Source organism: Bradyrhizobium sp. 132 (assembly GCF_023074185.1).
In the GTDB taxonomy this organism is placed as follows: Bacteria; Pseudomonadota; Alphaproteobacteria; order Rhizobiales; family Xanthobacteraceae; genus Bradyrhizobium.
Map to the genome: position 1 here is coordinate 24842 of NZ_JADPKY010000053.1, position 24891 is coordinate 49732.

Annotated in this window: 7 protein-coding genes and 1 pseudogene; 7 read left to right on the forward strand and 1 reads right to left on the reverse strand. The window is 58.6% G+C overall.

The window, feature by feature from the left end; all coding sequences use genetic code 11:
- Nucleotides 1-285 precede the first annotated feature (285 nt).
- The 3 genes from IVA74_RS09150 to IVA74_RS09160 are packed head-to-tail and all read left to right on the forward strand — an operon-like array spanning nucleotide 286 to nucleotide 10455.
- Nucleotides 286-3822, forward strand: a complete 3537-nt coding sequence (locus tag IVA74_RS09150) for a helicase-related protein (protein WP_256467577.1) — start codon at nucleotides 286-288, stop codon at nucleotides 3820-3822.
- A 9-nt stretch (nucleotides 3823-3831) separates the two neighbouring features.
- Nucleotides 3832-7071: a DUF1156 domain-containing protein gene (locus IVA74_RS09155; protein ID WP_247341908.1), complete on the forward strand. Its 3240-nt coding sequence runs from the start codon at nucleotides 3832-3834 to the stop codon at nucleotides 7069-7071.
- 18 nt (nucleotides 7072-7089) lie between these two features.
- The gene (locus IVA74_RS09160; protein WP_247341913.1) at nucleotides 7090-10455 is read left to right on the forward strand and encodes a DUF499 domain-containing protein; all 3366 of its coding nucleotides are present in this window, start codon (nucleotides 7090-7092) and stop codon (nucleotides 10453-10455) included.
- Between the two features lie 282 nt (nucleotides 10456-10737).
- On the opposite strand, the pseudogene IVA74_RS09165 reads toward IVA74_RS09160, so the two are convergent.
- A pseudogene (locus IVA74_RS09165) lies at nucleotides 10738-11400 on the reverse strand (DNA polymerase IV); the annotation flags it as partial.
- A 121-nt stretch (nucleotides 11401-11521) separates the two neighbouring features.
- Here IVA74_RS09165 and IVA74_RS09170 point away from each other — a divergent pair.
- From IVA74_RS09170 to IVA74_RS09185, 4 genes are all read left to right on the forward strand, one after another.
- Nucleotides 11522-11995 (forward strand): hypothetical protein, encoded by a 474-nt coding sequence (locus tag IVA74_RS09170; RefSeq protein ID WP_247341916.1) that lies wholly within the window; start codon nucleotides 11522-11524, stop codon nucleotides 11993-11995.
- Between the two features lies 1 nt (nucleotide 11996).
- The gene (locus IVA74_RS09175; RefSeq protein WP_247341919.1) at nucleotides 11997-12191 is read left to right on the forward strand and encodes a hypothetical protein; all 195 of its coding nucleotides are present in this window, start codon (nucleotides 11997-11999) and stop codon (nucleotides 12189-12191) included.
- A gap of 15 nt (nucleotides 12192-12206) precedes the next feature.
- On the forward strand, nucleotides 12207-12890 hold the full coding sequence (locus IVA74_RS09180) for a hypothetical protein (protein WP_247341922.1): 684 nt from the start codon (nucleotides 12207-12209) through the stop codon (nucleotides 12888-12890).
- Nucleotides 12891-13235: 345 nt separating this feature from the next.
- Nucleotides 13236-24890: a hypothetical protein gene (locus tag IVA74_RS09185; RefSeq protein WP_247341925.1), complete on the forward strand. Its 11655-nt coding sequence runs from the start codon at nucleotides 13236-13238 to the stop codon at nucleotides 24888-24890.
- Nucleotide 24891 lies beyond the last annotated feature (1 nt).

Genomic DNA, 24891 nt, shown 5'->3' on the forward strand with positions numbered 1-24891 from the left:
TCCGCAGCTGATCTTCACTGGGTGATCGAAAATCAGAGGGGTACCCGAAAAGCCAGACTCAGCAATCTTTAAGTGATAACCGCAATCGAACATAAAGTGAACGATCTGGTAGCATCGAAGCTGGGAACCCTCAATATCTTGTGGGCACAGACCCTTCTGAACCACGTTTTGGCTGCTCAACCCCGCTTAAAAGGCATCCGTCGCATTTTAACAAGTGTAAACTTATGATGGTTGCGTCCATATTTAACAAGTGCTAATTCTCGATTTTGGTGTGAGGAGGAGATATTGGCGCTTCCTTTTGATTATCGGGAAAGAATCCGAGGACTTCGCCGGACCATGGGCCTCAAACAGCCTGAGTTCGCCGCTCTGGTCGGGGTGTCTCCCATAACTGTCAGTCGTTGGGAAAATGGTCAAAACGATCCCACCGACCTCGCATGGACGCGGATCGAAGATCTAGCGGGCCGCTCTGCCGTGCCCGCGGGGACGCCCGGTGCGGACTCCCTCAACAGTCCCCAAATGGACTTTGGTGCCGACCCGGAGTCCGTCGCTGCTGTTGCCGAGTCCACTCGTCTCCTTAGCGGTCACCTGGCGAGCCCGACTTTCGCAACCGAAATTTCACTAATCGATCCGCTCCCGCATCAAAGGGTCGCGGTTTACGACCAAATCTTAAAGTCGTGGCCTATCCGTTTCTTGCTCGCTGACGATGCGGGCGCCGGTAAGACCATCATGACTGGACTCACCATCCGCGAGCTTCTCTCTCGTAGGTTGATCCAGCGGGTGCTTATCGTTCCTCCAGCCGGCCTGGTGGGAAACTGGCAGCGTGAATTGCGCATCCTGTTTCGAATCCAGGCGCGCATCATCCGTGGCAGCGAAGCGGCAAAGGGTAATCCCTTCTTAGAGCCCGATGCAAATTTTGCAATTGTCAGCCTCGACACACTTCGGTCGAAAGGGACCTTTGCGCGCCTTCGCGAAGCAGGTTTAGCCGGCCACGGCTACGACCTTGTCGTCTTCGACGAAGCTCACAAGCTCTCAGCCGATCGTGATCCGATCGATATGACTGTTCGCAAGACAGCGCGCTACAGATTGGCTGAATCTCTCGCTGGCATTGTTCCCGAAGAGCCCGAGTTCGACTTGGGTTGGGCGCCTCAGTCAATGATGCTGCTGACCGCTACGCCGCACATGGGTAAGCCATATCCATACTTTGCCCTTTGGCGTCTGCTCGAACCAGATGCGCTGAGCACGCCGGAGGCGTTGGCTGATTTTCCGCGGGAACGCCGTGCACGCCATTTCATTCGACGTACCAAGGAAGAGATGGTTAAACTTGATGGAACGCCGCTCTATCCGCAACGCATCTGCGACACTCTCGGATTCGATTTAACTCAAGGGCCGGGTAGCGAACAGGAACTTTACGACGAGACGAGCAAGTATATTCGCGATATCTACAACAAGGCATCCACGCTGAATAGATCGGCCGCTCGGCTTGCGATGGCGGTTTTCCAGCGTCGTCTTGCGTCCTCGACATTCGCACTGAAAAGATCGTTCGAACGGCGCGCTGAAAAGCTTTCTGCAGCCATCAGAGCGATCGAGGAAAATGGCCTTGAGGCAGTAAGGAAAACGCAACGGGATCTTCAAAAGAAGGCCGAGAATAACGAACTCGATCTCTTCGCCAATGCCACGGCTGATGACGATGCCGGAGATGGTGGCGAGGCGGTTGAAGCGGGTGAATCAGAGACTCTTGGCGCGCTAGTTACCGAGAACCTCGCCGACCTGATCCACGAGCGGGATCGCGTCCTCAGTCTACGGCAGATGGCACAGGACCTACTCGATGCCGGACGAGAGTCCAAGTTCGCGAAGTTGCTTGAGACGATGAAAGATCCGCGCTTTACGAACGAAAAAATGCTGATCTTCACCGAGCACCGCGACACAGCGAATTATCTCACCGAACAACTGGAGCGCCTCGGCTTCGCCGGGCAGGTGGCTCAGCTGCACGGAGCCATGGACTATGTGGAACGCGATAGACAGGTCGACTTTTTCCGAAAACCCATCGATAGCGGCGGCGCTAAGTATCTCATCGGCACGGACGCAGCCGGCGAGGGCGTAAATCTTCAGTTCTGTTGGCTGATGATAAATTACGACGTCCCTTGGAATCCTGCGCGGCTTGAACAGCGCATGGGGCGGATCCACCGCTACGGCCAGAAGAAAGACGCCGTCTACATCGCGAACCTCGTGGCGTGGAAAACCCGCGAGGGCAAGGTCATGAAGATATTGCTCGACAAGCTGGAGACAATCCGTAAGGAACTCGGTTCGGACAAGGTGTTCGACGTCATCGGCCGGCTCTTCGAGAACGTATCACTGAAATCCTATTTTGATGCGGCCATTCGAGGCGAAGAAGTCGCAGACGGGATCGAGGGCGTGCTGACGATAGAACAGCTACGCGCACTCGAAGCTAAGGAGCGCACGCTTTATGGCGACGGCGGTGATGTGAAGGCCCGATTGCCTGTCATGCGCGAGGACATGGAGCGTGAACAGTATCTCCGTTTGATGCCGGGCTATGTACAACGGCTCGTCGAAAGGTCCGCGCCTTTGCTTGGTCTCGGAATCGATGGAGATGTGTCATCCGGCTTTCGCTTTAAGGTGCGGCAGCACGGCGCGATGGACACTATTGCGCCTGAGATAGAAACCTATCCCTACGAAGCGCGTCAGAAATTGATGGTCCATCGTCCAGGTTTTGGCGAGGAGGCGATCTGGCTGCACCCGGGTGAACCCGTTTTTGACGCGATCTCCAGTGAACTGCAGGAGCGCTTCGGTTCCGATGCGCTTCGTGGTGCTGCCTTTGTAGACCCGCACGCTAAGGAAGCGTCGTTGTTCCATCTCGCGACGACAACCGTTCTCCGCCGAGGTCCCACCGGGGAGGACGTGCTGGAACATCGTCTCGTTGGCCTTCGCCAAGATTCAGACGGATCGATCCGGGAGTGCCCCGTTGAGTGGCTGCTCCTCCTTAGGGGGGCGAAAGACGTCAAGCCGGGAGCATATCCTGTCGGCCGAGAGTGCCAGAGACTGTTGCGCGAGGCCGGTGAGTGGCTGTCCGACGTGTTCGGCGCGGGCTTGGTTACTTCGCACCGATCGATTGTCGAGACCGATCTGCCCCAACGCATCGATCTCGTGAAGGCAGGTTTCAACCGCCAAGAAGCGGAGTTGACACGCGCCCGCAATCGTCTCCGCCAAGCTGCTCAGGATGGAAAAAAACAAGCGTCGGTTCAGTTGGAACTTGTCAAAACCCGCCACTCAGCTCTTTCCAGAGTCCGAGAGAATCGGCTTGCAGCGATCAAGGCCGAACCAGATCAGATCATGCTCGGCCCCGTACGCTTCGTCGCGCACGCATTGATCGTGCCATCAGTCGACGCCGAAGACGAAAAGCGATTTGACGCCCAGGTTGAGGCCGTCGCCGTGAAGCTATCGATTTCGCATGAGGAAAATGCTCGGGGCAACGTCCGCGATGTTTCTACAGCGGCGCGCGCTCGGGCGGTTGGTCTATCGGACTTTCCTGGCTTCGATCTCCTGTCTGAGCGTCCCGGCACTACGCCGCGATGCATTGAGGTGAAGGGTAGAGCAGATCGCGGCGAAGTCTTCATGACCCAGAACGAGTGGGCAAAGGCCGCAAATCTCGGTGAACGCTATTGGCTTTACGTTGTTCTCGACTGCGCCTCACCCAAACCAAATCTATTTCGAGTGCAGGATCCCTTCACTCGGCTTCTTGGTGCATCAAAGACCGGGATGACGTTTACTGCCGGAGACATTCGCGCTCTGGCGGAACAGGATTGAGACGAGCCAATGTCAGACAAACGATTGATCGAAACTGCGTTCCCGCTGGCCGAGGCATCAGCCGCTTCTCTGCATGAGAAGAACATGCGTCATGGGCACATTTCCACATTGCATCTGTGGCCGGCTAGAAGGCCGTTGGCGGCATCGCGCGCGGCAATCGCTGCAGCGCTCCTCCCCGATCCAATTGATGACGAGGCGCGTAATCAACTGGTCCGTCGGCTGGGCGGCCGGCTTAAGCTGAAGAAGCAAACCAAGACTGAAGCTGGCAGTAAGGTTGAGGCCGCGAAGGTCGAAGCGGACGGTGGAATCTTATGGTGGGGTCAGGAGGCTTCGCCCGATGTCGCTTGGTTTCGCGAAAAGATTTCCAACGCAAACGGGGGGCGGCCTCCCCGTGTTCTTGACCCTTTCGCTGGAGGAGGCGCCATCCCATTGGAGGCAATGAGGCTCGGTTGTGACGTCGTGGCTAACGACCTCAACCCTGTCGCGTGGCTTATCCTAAAATGCACTCTTGACTATCCGCAACGTTTGGCGGGTCAGAAGTTTCCGTTGCCGAAACATGCCATGCGTGACCCGAGTTTCGCTACGACCTTCTTGAAGGCTCTGGATCTTAAGGGCGCTAGACTCGAACAAGCAGTGGAGGCGATGTCCGCGGCCGGACGTGGCGAAACGATTCAGCATGGTCTGCTAGACGACCATCCTTGGGAAGAGGCACCATTAGGGTGGCATGTCCGCGCTTGGGGCGGATGGGTTTTAGCAGAAGCTCGCCGGCAACTCTCTGCGCGCTATCCTACGTTCGCCGAGTGGCAAGCGTTGGATGGTGCGACGGCCGTTGAACCGAAATTACTCAAGCGCCTGCCATCAGATAGGGACAATTCAATTGCGATAGAGGAACTTAATAGGGACCTCACAGGTGCAGAGCTCCGTGATTCTCGCACTCCACGATGGATTTCTAAACCGACCGTAGCATACCTTTGGGCCCGCACACTTTGCTGTCCCGCCTGCCGCGCGGTTTATCCGCTCCTCAAGACAAGGTGGCTCTGCCAGAAGCGCACTAAGCGAGCGTTGTTGAAAATGGAGCCAAATGGAAAACGCGACGGAGTAAACCTTAGTGTCTACTCTGACGTTCCTGTGCCATCTGGTACCGCTAACCAGCGCAATGAGATCGATCGGGTAGCAGGGCAGGGAACATTGTCGCGGGCTGGCGCAACGTGTCCGTGCTGCAATCACATCACAGCACTAGAAAACTTGAAGTACGAGTCGGTAGCGGGACGACTAGGAACGAGGATGACTGCCGTGATAGTCGAGGGGCATCACGGAAAAGAGTACCGGAGTCCTCAACCTGAGGAAGAACAGGCTGCAGCGTCGGCAGCCGCGGACCTATCCGAAGTTTTTCAGACCGTTCCATACGGTATGCCAACAGAGCTTATACCGCTGGGCGGAAGTCGAGGTGGCGGCGGTACTCGGTTTTCAACGCCGCCATATGGGCTGACCCGGTGGGAGCATCTCTTTCTGCCGCGCCAACTCGTTTCATTGGGTACGTTTGTTAACATCATACGACACGCACCCGCTATGCTCCGCGACCACGGATATCCACCTGCTTGGATCGAGAGTCTGACGGCATATCTTGCCCTTGCGATTGACCGATTGGCTGATTATGGAAGCGTGATCTGCAGCTGGAATAACAAAAGAGAAACGCTTCGCGGAACGTTTGCACGCTATGCGATTCCGATCGTGTGGGACTTTACCGAAACGAGCCCGCTATCCAGTAGTACCGGGAATTATCTCGGCGGTATCGATTGGATCTCGAAAGTCGTTCTCCGTAATTCCGAATCTCTGCAAGGTGCTTCACCGCCTAAAGTGTTGTGCAGTAGCGCGACTCAAGTAGATGGTGAGTTCGACGCGATTATTACCGACCCTCCTTATTACGATGCGATTCCTTACTCGGACCTGATGGATTTTTTTTACGTCTGGCTGCGACGATCGTTGGTCGGCCTATCTCCCGAAATCGATGCAGCATTCAATGCGGCAGCCGGCCCAAAGTGGAATCACGCGGAGGGAGATGGTGAGCTGATTGATGAGGCGAGTCGCTTCGGCGGTAGTAAGGAGGCTTCGAAACGAAATTTTGAGGACGGAATGGCGACTGTATTTCGGAGATGCAGCGCGTGCCTACGTCCAGATGGTATCTTCGTTATTGTCTTTGCCAATAAGAATCCTGATGCATGGGAAACCCTTGTCAACGCGGCTATTCGGGCAGGGTTTGTTGTTGAAGGAAGTTTGCCTATTCAAACGGAGCGATCTAGTCGTCCGAACGCACTTACCGCGGCTGCGTTATCTTCCTCCGTTTGGCTCGTTTGTCGCAAACGTCCAGCAGTTGCGCGTCCGGGTTTTTCTGGTCCTGTGTTAGCGCAAATGCGAGAGAAGATTCGCACCCAGATGCATCGGTTTTGGGACGCCGGCATTCGTGGCCCAGATTTTCTTTGGGCTGCCACAGGCCCGGCACTCGAAGCGTTCAGCCGTCATCCGGTAGTCTACCGCGAAACTTCTAGCTCTGGTCAACGTGAGCAAATGCCTGTGTCTGAGTTTCTTCGCGAGGTGCGTCGCCTTGTGGTGGAATTTGCTGTTGGTCGCGTACTTAAACCCGCTACCGGGTCTGACGAGGACGTGCAGCGTATCGGCATGGACGACATCACAACTTACTACGTCTTGCACCGCGACAGCTTCGGTATGACTGAAGCGCCGATTGGCGCTTGTATCCTTTATGCGTTGTCCTGCGGGCTTTCGGACGCAGATCTTGCTGACCGTTTCGATATCCTCGTGCGCGCTGGCGGCAAGGGTACGATCGGGTCTAGTGACGCGGGCACGGAACAGGACGAGGAGTCAGAAGACGAAGAAGTGGCGGATGCTGAGAGCAGTGGTACTGGGAGCAAGGTGCGGCTTCGGCGTTGGGATCAGCGGAAACGTAAGTCTCTAGGTTTGGAGGGGGTCGGTGGGCTTCCGGTGCCCATGATAGATCGCGTGCACCGACTCATGCAGTTGTGGAAAGTCGGAGATTTATCGAAAGTAAATGCATATCTCGACCAAAATGGATTAGCGCGCGACACAATTTTTGCTCAACTCGTGCAGGCCTTAATCGAACTAGCCCGCCGCGACGACAAAGGCGATGAAGCGCCGATTCTGGAGTCCATTAGCAATCATCTGAGGTCGCGGGCTGGCATTTCCACGCTTGCACAAGCGCCCCTTATTTTTTGATAACCCAGGAGAAAGACCATGTCGGCGAACACTGTTAAATCCTGGGCGCAAATTGTTAGGGTCCGCGAAGATGTGCGAACTGGGCAACTTTCCTTGCAAGAATTTGCGGCGGATCTGTTCGACGTTGTTAATCGCACGGGTAAACGTCCGCTTTATGAAGACCCAGCGAAATTTTTCTCTCTCAGCTATGCCACGAGCGCTCAACGTGACATCGCAGCGGCCACCGCTGAACGCCTTCGCGGGAAGAGCGATAAGGCGATACGTCAGCTGGAGTTAACCTATGGTGGCGGCAAGACGCATACTCTAATCACGTTAACCCATCTTTTTCGAGATTCAGCGGCTCTTCCGGAATTACCTGCCGTGAAGGAATTTTTAAGCGCGATGGGCGGTGATTTTCCCAAAGCACGTGTGGCGGCCGTGTGCTTCGACAAACTCGACCCGGAGCTTGGCGTGCCGGTGCGGAGTCCGTCAGGCGAGCAGCGCACCCTGAAGTATCCGTGGAGTATCATCGCCTTTCAGGTCGCCGGAGCTGACGGCTTGCGAGTCCTACGCGCCGATGGAAAGGACGAAGAACGGGAAACTCCTCCGCGTGACTTGGCATTGGAAAAGCTCCTAGAGATGCCCGGCGAGGAAGGCCTTGCTACACTCATTCTATTCGATGAAGTGCTCATGTATGCGGGCGAGATGGCGAAGGATCCGATTCGCGGTGAGCAGTTTCGTGAGCAGTTCTTGAATTTCCTCCAGTCGTTGACCCAGGCTGTAGCAAAGGTGAGCACTGCTTCGATGATCGTTTCGCTCCTTGCATCAGATCCTAAGCGCGATGATCCGTTTGGGCGTCAGCTTCTTTCTGATATGTCGAACATTATGGGACGTAAGGAGGATGAACCGTTTCAACCGGTCGGAAAAGATGACGTCGCTGAGATTCTTCGACGCCGGCTCCTTGACCCAGATACAATAAGAGACCAAGAGGCATTTCGCCCGAACGTTGTTGCCATGGTGAAGGCACTGTCTGCAATCGACCCGGAGTTTGCCAAGACAGCAAAACAACGTGACGACAGAGAGAAACAGTATCTCGCGAGTTTCCCATTCGATCCGGCAATGATGGAGGTGTTCTACACAAAGTGGACAAGTGGCCTTCCCTTGTTCCAGCGCACTAGAGGTGTGCTTCGTAGTTTTGCCGTCGCGTTGCGCGATGCTGAGACTTGGGACACCGCACCGATCGCGGGAGCGTCCATACTTTTGGCGCAACCGGGAGAAGACAAGCTTTCACCCGCGCTCAGCGACCTCGCGGGAGTAGCGCGGGTTGATCAGGTAGACGGCCCCCCACAAGATTGGGTTGCTATTCTGCAGGGAGAGCTACGATTTGCTCGGGAAGCTCAAGAACAGTTACCGGCGCTCACGGGGCGTGAGGTCGAGCAGGCCGTGGCCGGTACGTTCCTGCACTCGCAACCTCAAGGCGCTAACCACGCGCGCATTACGGATCTCTATTCGCTTTTGGGCGCATCGAAACCCGACAAGATTGCGCTAGAGAAAGGTCTGCAGTCTTGGGCCACTCGCTCTTGGTTCTTGGATGAAATGCATCTCGACAGCGCCGAGAAGCGCGCGGACGGATCTCGTGGCGTTCCAAAAACCTGGAGACTTGGCTTCCAGCCGAATCTTAAGCAGATGCATGACGACGCCCGAGTGAATCGAGTTGGCAAATCTGCTGTCGACGAGATGCTTCTTGATGAAATAAAGATTGCTAAGTGGCTGGATGCCGGAGCGTCGACGCTAGGCGCTCGCGTTCACAAACTGCCGACCGGTCCGGATCAAGTGCCAAACGATGGTGAATTTCGGTACGTTATTCTTGGTCCGAATGCACAGTCTGAATCTGGAAAACCGTCTGCGTCAGCGGTGCGCTTCTGCGAAGAGGTTACTGGTCCTCACAACCCTCGTTCTGCCAAAAATGCCATTGTGATTGCCGCGCCGGATCGTGCGGGAATGGCCCAGGCTCAGGAAAGGGTGAAAGATTATCTGGCTTGGCTGGAGGTGAAAGCGCAGCTTTCGTCCCAGGCAGTTGACCCGGTTCGATCTTCAATGCTGGACAGTGCCGTCTCTGGGTCGAAGAAGGACATCGTCGACGCTATTAGGCAGGCATATTGCATCGTGGTTACAAGAGGGAGCGACGATTCAGTCATTGCTTTCAAGGTAACCGTAGATCCAGCCAAGCCGTTGTTCACGACGATCAAGGAAGATTCGAAATCTCGCATTACTGACGTAGCTCTGGCGCCCGATGCATTACTGCCCGGTTCGGGAAGTGGTTTCGATCTGTGGCGCGAAGATGAGGATAGGCGGAGGGTAAAAACCATCGTGGGTGCTTTTGCCGAACAGCCGAAGCTTCCAAAGATGCTTCGCCGTAAGGATCTGCTGGATACTGTGGCAAATGGTTGCGAGCAGGGCCTATTCGTACTTTCGCTTCAACGGCCCGACGGAAGCGCGCGCACCTGGTGGCGTACACAGATCGATGAAGAGGCGCTTAACGACGATGCATTGGAAGCCGTGCAGAACCCGGCGGCTATTCTTGACGGTATCGATGCAAGCCTGCTGGCACCATCGAAACTGGAGGGCCTCGACTGGAAAAATGGAGTCAAGGTCGCTGATCTCATCTCCTATTTCGGCGGCTATGTGCTTACGATTGACCACCCCGAAGATGGCTGGACCGAACAAAAGCCCATTCCGCGTTGTCCCGAGGGTAAAATTCTGGAGGCTGTGGCAGAGGCGGTAAAGGCAGGTTCCGCTTGGTTGGCGAGCGGAACAGCTTCAATTTGGGGCGAACTGCCACCCCCGGGGATTGTTTCGAAGACAGCTATCCTTCGAATTCCCCCACAGCCGATCGACGTTTCATCCCTTACCCCTGAGGCCTTGCCTGACGCATGGAGCGGAGGAAAGGCGACAGCACATTCAATCGAGCAGGCCGTCGCTGCGCAGCGTGGCGTGACATCGATGCCTTGGAAGTTAGTCGAGGCTGCCATAACGGGCGCGCTGAATAGTGGCTTTCTGCGTGTATTTCCTGGAGCCGTATCATGGCCATGTCAGTTTCATGAAGCAGCATCTCTCGAACTTGGGTTGCCTGAGGTCACACCTGCTGGCGGACAATATTCACCGGTCATGCAAGAGGCGGTTCCAAAATCGACTTACGGCCAAGCCGGATTTCGATCAGGGGTGCTGGATAGCAGTCAGCTGACAGAGCTTGTCGAAGCGATGGGAGATGTGTTGGCTGCGGCAGGCAATCTGACCCTTCGATTCAAAGTGACTGTTGAGTTCGCTGAAGGTGAAATGCCAACGCCCGAGGTGGCCGTGAAGCTTGGAGCTGCACTGAACAAGGCAACCGAAGCGTTCGGTTGAATGCGCCGAGTTCGTTCGCTGATATAAGCCCCCTAGCTCGTGATGCAGCGTCTGGGCTTTTAATCGCATGGAGGCTGGCCTCGCTTTCGGGCCGATCGCCGGATCACGTGACCTTGGAGGACCACATTCGCGCGCAACGCGGCAGGAAGAGCGTGATCGTCTTCTCCCAAAGATCCTGTCGGGACAGATCGAACTCAACGATCGACCTGAAAAGGAAATGACATGACGCGATCACATCGGCAGCGCTAGCTGCGATTCCGCGTCGTCGACATGCTGCAGCGCCTATAGCGAGACTCCCAGAAGCCGGACCGGCTTTGGGACCGGTATCTCGTTCTGCAGCAAAGCGACGGATAGGCGTTCGAGATCGCTGCGGCTCGAAACCGCGACGGGGACGGATTTGCTGCGCGTGATGATCTCGAAGTCGTTGAACTTCATTTTAAGCGTCACCGTGCGTCCCCGGTTTCCGGCGCCTTCGCAGTACCGCCAGACCTTGTCGATGAGCGGCTCGAGTTCGAGGACCATGGCGTCGAAGTCGGTGAGGTCGGTGGAGAATGTGTTTTCGGCGCCGACGGATTTCCGAATCCGGTCGGCGCGTACCTCCCGGTTATCGACAACTCTCGAGATCCAATAATAGTAGCTCCCGGCCTTGCCGAAGTTAGTTTGCATGAATTCGAGCGACTGGTTACGCATGTCGAGGCCGGTGTGGAGGCCTAGGGAGTTCATCTTGGCGCTGGTCGCCGGCCCGATGCCGTGAAACTTGCCGACGGGGAGGGCTTCGACGAATGCCGGCCCGATCTCCGGCGTGATGACGTACTGGCCGTTCGGTTTCCGGTAGTCGGAGGCGAGTTTCGCCAGAAACTTGTTGTAGGAGATGCCGGCCGAAGCGTTGAGGCAGGTAACTTCTTTGATCTTCGAACGGATCGCTAACGCGACGTCCCGTGCCAGCGATAGTCAACGGTCCTCGGTCTGCAACTGAGGACAAGGAGGCAAGTTGTGTGGTTCATATGGTTTCCATCTCCCCGGAATTTCAGCTTCCAGGGGAAAGTCGGGATTTAGGGGAGGGGAAATGTCTGAGAGAGTTAAAGAAGCAGTCGTCACGGAGACTTTGAGAGCATTCGTAGCGTACATGTCGGGAGGCAGAGAGATCGCAAAAGCTAAGGAAGCGGCGGGAAAGCTGCATTTCTGGGGCGAAGGAATGCTGGATGAAATAAAGCAGATCGCGAATGGGAGAGCGAAAGCCAAAACGTACAAGGAATTGCAGAAAGAATTCGACGAGAACGATGAGCCTGCACGGGAAGCGATGCTACGGTTGCGGCAGATGCGAAACAAGTTCGCCGGCAATCACATTGCCAGGGCAATTGAGCGATGCATTAACGCGGATGGGCAGGGCAAGAACAAAATCCTGAGCGATATTTCTGTCCTGCTGAACAAGAAAAAAGACTCTGACGCCCCAGCTTTCGCAAGCGAGGTTATCAGGGACATAGAAGTCCTTAACGCCAACCTCGATCATTTGCATCGTCTTCTGGAGGCGGAGCGTTAAAATGGCGAGTTTCAAAATTAATGATAAGTACAGCGCGAGATATTCGCTCGAAAAGGAAGGCAGCGGATGGGTAGCTGAAGGCGAGCTTTGGAAAGGCGACACGAAAACCAAAATTCGCTTCAGGGCGACGGGTAAGACGCGGCAAGCTGCCGTGAACAGCGCTCACAGGGAGGCGCGCAACTGCGTGCCGGACTAGTCGGGAAAAGGTGGCGTGCAACACACTTATACGTACGAGGTTTTCAAGGATTTCACTGCTCCGCTAGTGGCACTGGCAGGGATTGCGGTTACAGGTACGGTGGCGGCGCTCGGGTTGAGGTCGTTCTCGAAATTCAAACGAGAGAAGATCGAAGAGCGCAGAATTGAAGTTGCTCTGGACGCGCTGACACTCGCGTACGAATCGAAATTCGTCTTTCAGGCGATCCGAGCAAGAGCGATTGGAAGCCACGAATACGAAGATGGCACGGATGTAAGCCGATCCGTGCCGGGCGGCATCGTTGTGAAGATCAAAGAGGGGCAGCAGGGCGCTTATGCGGTCATACGGCGTATTGAAGCGCGGGAGGATTTCTTCGAGCGATTGCGCAAGATCGAGCCGCGGTTCATGGCAGTGTTCGGAGCCGAGACCGATAGTATTTTCGAGATGGTCTATAACGCGCGGACACAATTGGCTGGCGCAGCCGGGCAGCTCTTCGACATCGACAGAATCGAATATGACGAACAGGACCGGCGGATTAAAGAGGAGAAGCGAGAATTGCGCGAGCTGATCTTCCGTGGCCCAAACGAGGACAAGAAGAACGACAAGATCGGTGATCTCACTGACGGGTTTCGGACGCGTATCGAGGCGATTTGCCGCCCTATAGTCGATCACCAGTATGGAAAGACGAAGAGCCCCGGCTAGGGGCTCTTGTACTTAGCCATTCTGCTGTAACCTCGTTGAGGTAGTCGCGGCTGAAAACCACCATTATTTGCGCTTGCTTTCCCATGTGCCCAAGTTGGGATTAGCGTCGTTCACTTGGTCAACATCGAGCGTCGGGTCTTGGCCGTGAGGGACAGGCGAGCGAATTCGATCCAGCTCGCCCGAAAACGGTGCCCAGCAGAGAAGCGCGGTGTGGAGTGTTTATTTTTCGTGGGTAGGTATTTTTCAATTGACATAACGCCTACCTGTCCCTTCTACTCTAGATAGATAATTTTTTTTGGACTTTTTAGAGAACGTTTTTGAGTTCTTCCAATCCCTGGGGGCGGGATGACGAAGATTTTTTTTCACGGAGACGGCAATAGTCCGGTATCTGCGTGGCTTGAAGCCGCACAGGATCAACCGCCGTTCAACGTCACCACGTTCAAGCTCAAGTTTTCCGGCGAAACCGGAGCGCTGGTGCTCGGTTCGCCGTTCTTGATCGACGCGATGCTTGTCCGCGACGCCGGTGGCTCCGACAAGCGCCTTGTCAACTGGAAAGAGGCGGTCGAGCAGGCGAGCGGCGAAGCGAAGCGCCTCGCGGCCATTGCGCTCAACGAACTGCACGACCGGCTGCGCAGCCTTCAGCTGAAGACGGACGGAACCGCGCAGGATGGCGTCGTTGCGGACTTTCTCGGCATCACCGGCGTTGCCGATGTCGCTACCAGCTTCGACCTGGAGCTGAATCCGGCCGGACTGCTCGGAGACACAAATTCCAATGAACCGGTCTTTCGCGCGCGCGCGACGGCGGTATTTTCGGCAGGACTCGACTCGCCCTTCGCCGTTGCCGGACTGGATGCGGCGGTGCACATCGAGGTGCAGCTGACGCGCAGCAACGTGCTCGAGGCCCTGCCACGCATCGAAGTGCCGGCGCTGCCGCACCTCGGCTTGCACTTCCCTCATATCCCACTGCCGAAATGGTCGCTGCACGCGCTGAAGATCCCCTTTCCGGATCTGCCTTTGCTTCGCCTTCCGCCGCTCCCCCACCTCGATATTGTCGTTGAATGGGACCCCAAGCCCAATCTGGATTTTTCGGTTGTTGGCAACAAACTGACGCAATCTTCGACGAAGTCGAAAGCGACGGTCAAATTTTCCGGCACTGAAATCCTAATAGCCGAGGATGTCGAGATCGCCGTCAACGGTAACAAGGTATCGATCACCGCGACAAACATCTCCACGGGCACGGCGGAGCAGACTCTTGCCAAGATCGACCTGCTAGACAAAGCGAACCCGTTCGTGGTCACGGCGTTCGGCGTGAAAGTGTCCGCCACAGCCTCCTTCTCGCAGATCGCAGGGCTGACGGTCGTGGTGACTATCAAGGTCGAGCGGCTGGTCATTAGCGCAAGTACTGATTCGAATCTGGTGCTGGCCGTATCGCCGGAACTCGAACTGACTTTTGCCGGCGACAAGCTGACACCTAAACTGACCAAATTGGACTTGGTCGAACCCTATCCGATCAAGCTCGCCCTCTTTGCCGCGCATGTCATCGAGGACGGTGCGGAGCGCTTGATGTCGCTGATCCACAAGTTCGAGGTGCCCAAGCAGGATTTGCCGGGCACGCCGGACCTGCCTTCACTCGACGGCTTCCTCAAGGTGCTGCGGCGGGTAGGGGAGCTTGCAGCGTCGGCCGCTGCCTGGCTGGCGCAACAGGGGGCGGCCGGTGTCCGGGCCCTGGCCGGTCTCGCCGAGGCAGCGTTCAAGATGATTGCCGAGTTGGTCTCCACCCTGGCTGAGGCAATCGCGAAGGAAGCGCAGACGGTCGCCAAGTACATCGTCGTGGAAGTCCGCGTCGATCTCGGCCAATGGCGCATCGTCCAGATTGTGGTCACCCCCAGTGATCCCGGCGCCAGCCTGAAGTCTTTCACGCGCGAATTTCTCGGGTTCAAGCTCGATTTCCCCTACAACCTGTCCCCCGCACTCGTCTGCGATCTGGATAAGGGCTGGCTGGCGCTTGCACTGCAGCCTGAGAGCGCCGGCTCCAGCAAGGTGACGCTTTCGACCGATCTCTGGCTTGGGCACGAGAACGGGCCGGCCGAGCCGGTGTCGGGACAAACGAACGGCACGGCAGACGCGCCGCTCATGAAGCTTGACGTCACGCCGAAGGATCCCAAGGCGGCGGTAGCGCTGATTGTCGTCGACAACGGTCGGGTAAAATTTCTTCAGCAGTTGAAGACCGTGCCGGTCTCTGCGCAACTCCCGGGTCAAGGCCCCAATGGGGGCGTGGTCGTTCCCGTCGGTCACCTGTTGCTGGCGGCCCGCTGGGTTGAACTCACAAACCTCGACGCATCGGCATTCGATATCGATGCCAAAATCGATCCCGATCGCATCCTCTCGCTGTTCCGCAAGCCGAAGGCGGACGCGACCCCCGGGGGGAATCTGTTGGATCAGTTCAGCCAGCACGTTCGGGTCAAGGCGAGCAACAAGCCTGTCATCAATCTGCCGACGATCCGGATCCCGATCGATGTCGAGGTCAAGATTTCCGACACGGCCGTCGATACCAAGCTGGACCTCGTCATCGACGTTTACACGCTCGCGATGGCGATCAAGGGCGGCAAGTTCGAAATCAAGATCGACAAGAATGAAATCAATCTGCTCGGTCTGCACGGCACATTCCTCACGAAGGACGGCGGCGATCCACCCGTGGATTTCGCGCCGCTTTTCCTCGATTTCAGCGACGGCGATCCACGGCTGGGCCTGAGCGAGGCGGCGAAGATCAAGCTGTCTTATGACAAGCTTTCGACCAGCGGCAGCACGCTCGATTTCGAGGTCGATAGCTTCATCGTGTCGCGCGACGGCATCGACCTCAGCGCGCAGGTGCAGTCCAACCCGGTGACGCTGGCCGGCGTCGACATGCCGTTCCGCTTCGACAAGGGGCAGCTCGCGGTCAAGCGCAGCCAGATCCAGACCTTTGGTCTCGCAGGACACGGCAATCTGCCGCCGGCGCTGGTTGGCGAAGCCAAGGCGTCGATCGAGCTCAACTTCACCCAGGAGAACGGCGCGCTTGCACTCCAGGCCGCCAAGGCGGTGCTGGACAAGAGCGGCGATCCGCTGCGTTGCGAGGGTACGCAATTCACCATCACTGTCACCAAGCTCGGCCTGAAATACGTCCGGCAAGGGCAGTATCACTTCTACTTCACGCTGACCGGATCGGCGGAATTCCGGCCAAGCTCCAACGCGTTCGCCGATGGCCTTTTGAAGAACATCTCTGCGCTGCGCATTGTGCTGGACGAAGCGCCGCTTGCCTCCGATCCGCGAGTGTTGATGAACCACATCGAATTCCAGGTCACGGTGGAGCCGCCGAAGCGGTCGACCTTCTTCGACCTGTTCTCGTTCGAACTCCGCGGCGTCGGCTTCCACCCGGCGTCGCCGGCGTTCGGAGGCACGCCGGCATTCTCGATTTCCGGCCAGGTGAATTTCACCGACTTCGGGGACATTGTGACGCCCCGCTTCGATTTCCACAAACTCTGGGTGGCGCCGCCCGAGCGTGGCAAGGCCTTGCCTCGGGTGCGGTTCGACGGGCTGGGAGTAGGCCTTTCGCTCGGCTCGATGGCGGAAGCATCGGGCACCGCGATCGCGGTCGACGGCAAGCTGCCGACGCTGTTCCAACCCGACGTCCTGCCGGCGGATGTGACGGCCAAGGGCTTTCTTGCCTCGGGATCGCTGCGGATATCAGGTTGGGCGTCGATGTCGGCCTCGATGGGATTCCTGCAACTCGAGAAGAAGGGCGTCGACGAGAAGCGGCCGGCGTTCTTCCTGTACGTTCAGCGCAACGACATGGCGGAGAAGATTCCGACGCCGATCGGAACCATCTATCTTCGCGAAGTCGGCTTCGGCTTCGGCTATCGCTACACGCTGGCGGGAATTGCCGCCGCCGAGCGCGCCGAGACGCCGAAAGAGCTTGTCAAGATTCTCGACGAAATCTCGAAATATCAGGGCAGCCTTTACGACGTGAAGGCGTGGTGGCCGACCTACGACAACTCCGCGATCACGCTCGCCTTGCGCGGAATGTTCTCGTTCACCTCGGTGTCGACCACTTCCAAGTACAACGAACAGGGCGAAAAGAATCTGCCGAACCTGGCGTTGTTCGACATCGTGGTCGCGCTCAGGACGGATCTCACATTCCTGCTGAACCTTCGCATCTGGATCGCCTACAATTATGCCGACTGGCGCGACGGCCGGCGCAACAATTCGGCATGGACCAACAATCCAAGCCTGACCGGCTACATGTATCTGTCGGTGCCGCGCCGCGAGTTTCTGGCCCGTGCGGTCTACAATCCCGGCGCCGAGATCGGCGACCACCCGATGCTGCCTGCCGAACTGAAGATGGCGATGAAGGCGGTGAAATGGTCGTCCACGCTCTATATCAGACCGGGCCTGTTCCACGCGGAATATGGCTGGCCGTATGAGCTGGGTTTCTCGGTCGGCAAGCCCAACGGCAATTTCTTCCTCTCGGTGGAGGGAGGAACCGTGCTGCGCATCGAGGACCTGTCGGTGCTGTACGGCCTGGCATTCCGCGCACGCGGCTTTGCGGCCTTCGCCTATGACACCGGCGGCGACTTCGGCGCGGCCATTACCGCGCGCGCAAATTTCGCGCTCGGCGCCAAGCTGATCGCCTATCTGTCGGCCAATATTTCCGAGTCGATGTTCTACGGCGTCATCACGCTCGACCTGTCGCTGGAATTTTCGGTGCGGATGTGGCTGCGCACGAAATGGTTCAGCCTGTCCTGCGGCTTCTCGCGATCAATCACGATCCATATCGGCGTCGAGCTGCTGATCGAGCCGGGCGGCCTTGCCGCGCGGATCGAGGCATCGGTCTCGGTGGGCGCGTTTGGACGCAACCTTTCGCTTGGAATCGGCTTCTCGCTGGGCAGCAGCGGCCGGCTCGCCGAGGCGCGGGTCAGGGTGGAACGGTTCCTGGCGCTTGGTCTGGCGACCAGTTACCCCAATCCGGAGGCCGGCGCGCCGGTGTCACGGCCGGCGCCATTGCCCGAGCCGTCACGCGCCGACAATGCGCGCAAAGCCGAAACCCGGCTCGACGAGGGCGTCGACAGGCGCGAAGCGACGTCGAGCACGGAGAAGCCGGTCCCGGGCAGCGAAACGCTCGAGTTCGTCGGCGTCGAATTCGGTCCGGTGTCGTACTGGGCGCTGCTTGTTCCGATTCCTCGGTCCGATGGCGCCAGCCCCGAATCCTACGTGGTCCAGCTGATCCCGCGTGACAATTGTCCCTTGGCCAAGGGCGAAGCGAGCGACCGCAGTCACTTTTATGCGGCCCCGATGGAGAAGGAGGACGAAGCCACCTATGTCTTGCAGGGAATGGCCAAGAAGGATGCTCTGCTGAGAAACGGAATGAGGTGCGATGAGGTTGGCACCGCGCTTCACGTCTGGACCGACTGGGACGCGCCGTTTGGCCGTGACGGCGACAGCGCCGGCTTCAGCGCCGAGGACAGCAAGAACGCCCGCCAGAATGCCAAGTTGAAGGAGATTTTCCAGCACTGCTGCTTCATGGTTGCGGGCAAGATAGGAGGAGTCGATTACGAGGCAACCGACATCAAGTCCGTGCAATGGGAAGACGATCCGGTCTTGCTGCCGGAAGACGCCGAGGCCGCCAATATCATGATCGCGCAGGCGGCGCGCTCGCGCGCCGACTGCGGTCCACGATTCAAGCGCATGCAGCAAGTCGACGAGGCGCGCTCGTCGTTCATTGCCACGGTGGCCGAAGCAGCGGAGCAGATTGCGGCTCTGGTGACCTTCCGAGCCGGTATCGCTGAACTGAACAAGGACGCCGAAGACTATATCGCCTCAAAGCTTGAATTCGATTTGAGGGCGCTTGGTCTCACTTTTGTCCTGCGCGGCGACCGTGTCGAAGAGCTCTTCGACACGAAGACAAAGTCCTCCGACTCTCCGATTACATCGGAAACTTTCACGATCAGGACCCGCATTCCACGTCAGCCGGGGCCGTCGATCGATCCGCCACCGCCCGGCGTCGTACTGTTCAATCCGCCCGACCGCATGTTCCGCATCATGTCGCCTGTGCTCGATCAGCCGGAGCTCGAGATCACGACCAAGGGCGTGCGCGCGACCTGGGATCTGGAGCCTGCCTGGAAAAAACCGTCCCCGCTCGAAAAATCGCTCTATAGCGATCCCGAATTCCACTTGAAGCACTACCGGGTGGAACGCCGAATCGAGGGGTTGGCGGATCATCCGTTGCTCAAGCAGCGGCCGGCGCCGCTGGAATTGACGATCAAGCCCTCGGATCACACGGCCATCGTCGTTCTGAAAGACAAAGACGGAAATCCCGATCGGGACGCCGACGGAAATCTGCAGCTGCGCAAGCGGCGCCTGCGTGAAGCAAAACCGCTGCAGTTCGTCGATGATTTCAAGGACATCGACCCTGGCTTGCGCGCGGCCTTGTTGCCGCCGGTCCTGCTGAATAACGGCGATGAGGCCAAACAGGCAGCGAAGTGGAAGGACGTGGTTGATCCGGACACGACACGCATTATCTATGCGATCGTTCCGGTCGATTGCGCGGGCACCCGCGGCCAGGTGGATACGCATGTCGTCGCGTTCGAACGGCGCAAGGAGATACCGAACAATCTCTTGAAGGCCATCGCGCGGTTCAGCTATCCGTCGATGCCTTCGGTTCTGAATACGCCTGTACTTTCCGGCACCTTCCTTGCACTCACCGTTGAGGAGGAGGAGACCCCCACGGAGGCGTCGAAGACGGACGAAAATTCAAAGCCCGAGCTTTCGCCCGCCCGGAATTATGTTTTTCGTGTCAGGACCGAGCGCACCGTCCCCGTCGGCGTGTTTGGGGCTGATGCGGTCTCCCAGGCGCGCAACGAGCCGCCGGTGCCGGATCGTCTGGAGCCGGGTGCGGATGAACTGGATGTCGTGCTGCAGACGGGTGCCGGGGCTGGCAAGAAGATCAGGGTCAACCGTATCGCGCGCCGCCTCAGGGCGCGAACGACACCGGGCCCGTTGCCCGAACCGGCAACGGAAACGATCGACTACAGAATATCGGACGGCGACTGGAAGAAGCTGCTGGCAAGGCTCGAGGTCGTGGTGGACGATCCGGCCAACGTCGCTCGCCTGCAGGCGGCGCGGATATATCTGCGGTTCGACGGCACCGAGCCTCGCAGCCCGGCATGGGTGCCGGCGCAACTCCAGTTGATGATCGACGATCCCCAAGCCAAGCCTGAAGAAGAACCTCCGGTCAACGTCACGATCGAGCGGTTTGAGCATCCGGTCGACGTCAAATTCCGGCCGTTCAAGTCGAACTTCATCTTCCCCGCGAGCGGGCGGCTGCATTTGTACTATCCTACGGCGGACGCCACGATCGACAGCTTTGTCGCTTCCAACGCCGATACCGTTCGGTTGCTGTGCGATGGCGATCAGCGCACGGCCGTCAAACTTGGCTGGACCGCGCGGCCAGACGAGATGACGGTTCAGGGAGATGAACAGGGCAGACTCAAGGCATCGGATCTGCACACGCTGATCGCAGGCTATGACCTGTTCTCGCTCGATGCGACCACGGTGCCGAAAAACGATGAAGGCGCAGATGCCTCCCTGCGGCTGGTCAAGCCGATCGGCCGGGTGCAGCGCCAGCCGGCGCTGGAGCGCGGCCAGGAGCCGTCCGAGACCGGCGACTTCGCGCGGGTCGAGGTGCTCTATCCCAGCGAAATGCAGCGCTTGACCGATCCGGCGCTTGATCGGCGCTTCGGCAAGCGGCGTACCAGCTGGTACTCGCCGGCAGAATCCTTCCTGGTCTGGCCGACGCGTCCGTTGCGGCGCTCGCTGCTGACCCTGCCGGAGGAGAACGACATTGCCGCGCTGTTTGCGCGGAGGCAGCCGCTCGCCATCCGCGTGGAATGGACGAAGGCGAAGCCGGGCGGACCGGAACTACCGACGTTGCCAACCACGTTTGGATTCGCGTCCGAGACGCCTGGCACTGGTCCAGCGTCTCTGCACGACGGAAAGCTTTCCGCAGGTCTTCTCGGCGGAGACGACAATAAACCGCTTACGGTGGATCAGGCGCGGCGTCTGCTTCGCGGTCTGGTCCTGATGGAGAGCCCCGAAGTAAAGGCGAAGGACCAGGAAGCCTACGCGAACCCCGATGGATTCTCGAATCGGGTGCTCAAGCTGACCTCGCTGTATAACGACCCGAATGACAATAGCGATCCGAGCACCGTTACCGTCAATGTCTCCCTGGCGACGCCTCAGCACCCGATCCTCGCCGACGTTCTCGACGTCGTCCAGTATCACTACGAGGGAATCGAGTATCGCGGCAAACAGCTGGTCTATCGCCGCTACGAGCCGGTGGTCGATCCCGCTCCCCAGCTCAATGCCGAGGAGATACTTGCGTTCCTCGACGAAACGGCGCCCGACCGCGATCCCGCGGGCTGGGGCATCCTGCGCACGCTCGGACTCGCGACGGCATTCAGGCTCTACGACATTGAAACCGGTAACTTCCTGGAGTCGGGCGAGGCGCTGAAGCGTCTGAATGTCGCCCTGAAGCTGGTGTTGCCGCGGTACCAGGGCACGCAATTCGGCGCGCCGTTTGTCGACGTCATGTTCACGACCGACGGTCTTTCCGAGGTGGTATCGCATTTCGGCACCGCACCGAGTGACGAAACCGCGGCAAAACAGCTTTGCCAGAACAAGGCACTGGCTCTGGTGCAGCTTGAACTGCGGCCGGCGGTGCAGCCGTTGCTCGGCCTCGACGGTCAGTTGAAGAAGCGTCGCGTTCGCTATGCAACGCTGAGGCTCGCAAAGGCGACCGAAACTGTTTCGATACAGCCTGCAAAGAGCGGTGACAGGATCGTCATCGAGTTGGAGCCTCTGGTGCCCACCGACGGCTCCAGCCAGCGGCGCGTCCTGATGGCGCAGGGCTGGAAGAACGAAAAGCAGTTTCCGATTGAAGGCGAGCCGATCAGCAACAAGCTGACGCTGCGAACCGCCGGCATGAACCCCGACGATGCGCTGGCCTATGTCCGTCTCGTCGCGCTTGATGATGCCACGGATTTGTCCGAACTTGGGGCGCTGACGCTGCCCAGCGACGTCAAGCTCGATCCGAGCGATACGCCGAAGGAAGACGACGGCACGCAGAAGGGCAGCAGTCCCTGGGGACGCTTTGCGAACCTGCCCGACAGCTGGCTTGCGGCGCTGATGTTCGGCGACAACATACAGATCGATCCCAAGATCGACCCGACGCTGCCTGATCCCGAGCGGTCTGCGCCGTTCAACACGGTTGCAACTCTGATCCGGATTCTCGGCCACTTCCCCAACAAGCCGAACATGAAGATTCCGAAAGAGCCAAAAAAGCGTCTGCAGATTGCTGCGCAGCTTGGATCGTGGACCCGCCGCTTCATGGAGCAGGGGTCTGCGAAGCCTGCAACCAGTCAGGCCGGGCTCGCGTTTGCGATGCTGACGCGGCCCAATCCCTGGCGGCTCGCACCGGACAGCGACGGACGGCTGTCGGTCACGCTGCTGGAGACCGATCGTTGGGGCAAGGCGCGGAAATATGCGGTTCGGCCGTTCGGACGCTACGAGAACCTGGCGATCGGCGCGGAAACAACGGTCGAAAATAGGAAGTCGGAGGCGAACCAGCCGGCCAAGACTGCGATGGCCGTCCAGGACTTCGCGGCATCGCTTCCGAAACCCATCGACGCTGACGTGGCTCTGCGGCAATTCTTTGCCGATGTGAGCATCGAACGCACCGAAGGGCTGGCTGCGCCCGTGATTTTGGCGACGCGCCGAAACAACAGGGCCGATAAGGGCGGCGTCGTGCGTCCCGGCGATTCAGTTCAGATCGTGGTGTCTCGCCACCCGGAAGAGATCCTTTCCGACGCCAACATCCGTGTGGACGCGGGACTTTCGATGCGCCACGTGGCCGTCGGCTTCTGGCGCGAGTTCTCGGCGCCGCAATGGGCCAAGCTCGTGCAGAAGAGTTCGGGCGATCCTGAATTCGATCTGCTCGAACCTTTCGGGCCGTTCAAGGACAATGGACGCGACTACAGCCGCCTGCCGGTGCCCAAAGGACTCTCCATTATCGAGGAGTCCAAGCGCGACGATTACCAGAACATCGAGCCCAAGGACGTCGACATCGGCATTATCCGCGAGATGTACGAGCGCCATCCCGATCTGTGGCGTGGCGCCTACGTGCTCAACATGTCCGCGATGCCCTATGGCTTCCGCCTGCATGCAACGGCGCATGTCGCGGCAGGCGTGGTGGTTTCGCCGCCCAGCGTCGCCACGGTGGATGAGGCCGGCTATCGGCTGGTCTTACCCTGGAAGGCCGGTGTAGATGGAGCCGTTGCCTGGCAGGACAAGAAGGTGATGCCGCCGTCCTGGCGGATCGACCGGCCGACGAGCGACGACAAGAAGGTGAAGGTCGTCGTCGAATGGCCGATGGTTCGCATTGTCGACGGGATGTTCGAGGACGCGCTCAAGATCTGGTTCGGCAAAAACGACGCCGGCCTCAGCAAGGACACAGCACCACGGCTTTACCAGATGCCAGATCCTGCGGTCAGCTACCGGATATCGGTCGAAACCGACGACGGCCAGGTGCGCGTTGGCGAGATCGAGCTCGGCGCGCTGAGCAGCGATCCCGACGGCAAACCGCGCGACTTGCTGTATCTGCCACAGTTGATCGGCGCCCGGTTCGACAAGCCCGACCTCAAAGCGCCCTCTGGCCAGGCCGTCAACGGCACCCATTATCCTGCGAGCCTCACCCTGGAGGTGAAGGGTGATCCGGATGCCAAAAAGCCGCTCGGGAAATTCGCGCCGGCGGCTCTCGATCCGGCGTTTGTGCCGGCCGATCTCTTGCTGGCTGCCGCAAACACTGCGCCGTGGGGCGATGTCGCGCCGGGGACGAGCAACGAAGAGATCGACGCGACACTGGACCTGACGATTACGCCGCCGCTCAATGTGCCCGATCCGCTTCCGCCGCCGCTTCCGCCGCCGCCGGCGCCGCAATGGACTGCATTCCGCCAAGACGTCGAGGCCTTCGTCAAGGAGATGCGGACCTACGAGACGACCGCATCGGCGTCACCGCGCTTCGCGAAAATCGCCAAGGAGATTGCAGACGCGGTCGAGCCCTTTGCCATTGACAAGGCAGCCGAGTGGAAGGCCAAGACCGGCGTGTTGCTTCCGCATACGGTCAAGGTGCACTGGGTCGCCGGCTTGCCTGTCGACAAGTTTCCCTCCATCACGCTTGGCCCGATCGCGTGGCGGTGGTTCGCTGCGCCCGAGAAGACCGGCACCATCAACGGGGCGGCGCGTGAAAAGATCAAGGCGGTGCTCGACGCGGCAATCGCAGCGGCGGCCGGCAATGCCGGCCGGGTCAAGTTGCTCGAGGAACTGAGACGTACCGTCCTCAACGCGATGCGCGCCCGCATGATAGCGCTTCGCCGAGACAGTGATGAACAACCAAAGCACAACCTCGTGCCCCTGCGCAGCAACCTTCCGGCGGATATCAATATCAATCTCGACGAGCTTCGAAAGCTTTCCGAGACAAGTCCCGTCGATTTCGTTGCGACGGTGCACTTGCCGGAAAATGCGGCGCGCACGGCCGACGAGATCGAGGCCGCGTTCACTGCGCTGGAAGACAAGGCCAATGCGGCCGACACGCTGGAAAGCCTGGCGGCGATGATGGACCGGCCGGGCGAGGCAGCCGATATCGCGATGCGCTGGTCAAGCCGCAAGGCGGTGGAGCCGGAACTCGACAAACTTCATCCGGAATCACCTCTGGCCCCGAAGACGATGATCCTGATCGAGCCAGCCACCAAGGATGAGATTGCCGAACTCAAACCGGCCCATGCCAGTTTGCCGGCCCTTGCGGGCGACCTTACCCAGACGATGGTGCTCGGTCCCCGGCGTCACCTGGTAATCCAGGCGTTCCACGGCCTTGCGCAGCCGCAAGACGACGTCGTGCAGCGGGAGCATTAAG

Excerpts from the sequence above, each read along its gene's own strand:
- IVA74_RS09155 (WP_247341908.1), top strand. The coding sequence starts at position 3,832 with ATGTCAGACAAACGATTGATCGAAACTGCGTTCCCGCTGGCCGAGGCA.
- IVA74_RS09160 (WP_247341913.1), top strand. The coding sequence starts at position 7,090 with ATGTCGGCGAACACTGTTAAATCCTGGGCGCAAATTGTTAGGGTCCGC.
- IVA74_RS09170 (WP_247341916.1), top strand. The coding sequence starts at position 11,522 with ATGTCTGAGAGAGTTAAAGAAGCAGTCGTCACGGAGACTTTGAGAGCA.
- IVA74_RS09175 (WP_247341919.1), top strand. The coding sequence starts at position 11,997 with ATGGCGAGTTTCAAAATTAATGATAAGTACAGCGCGAGATATTCGCTC.
- IVA74_RS09185 (WP_247341925.1), top strand. The coding sequence starts at position 13,236 with ATGACGAAGATTTTTTTTCACGGAGACGGCAATAGTCCGGTATCTGCG.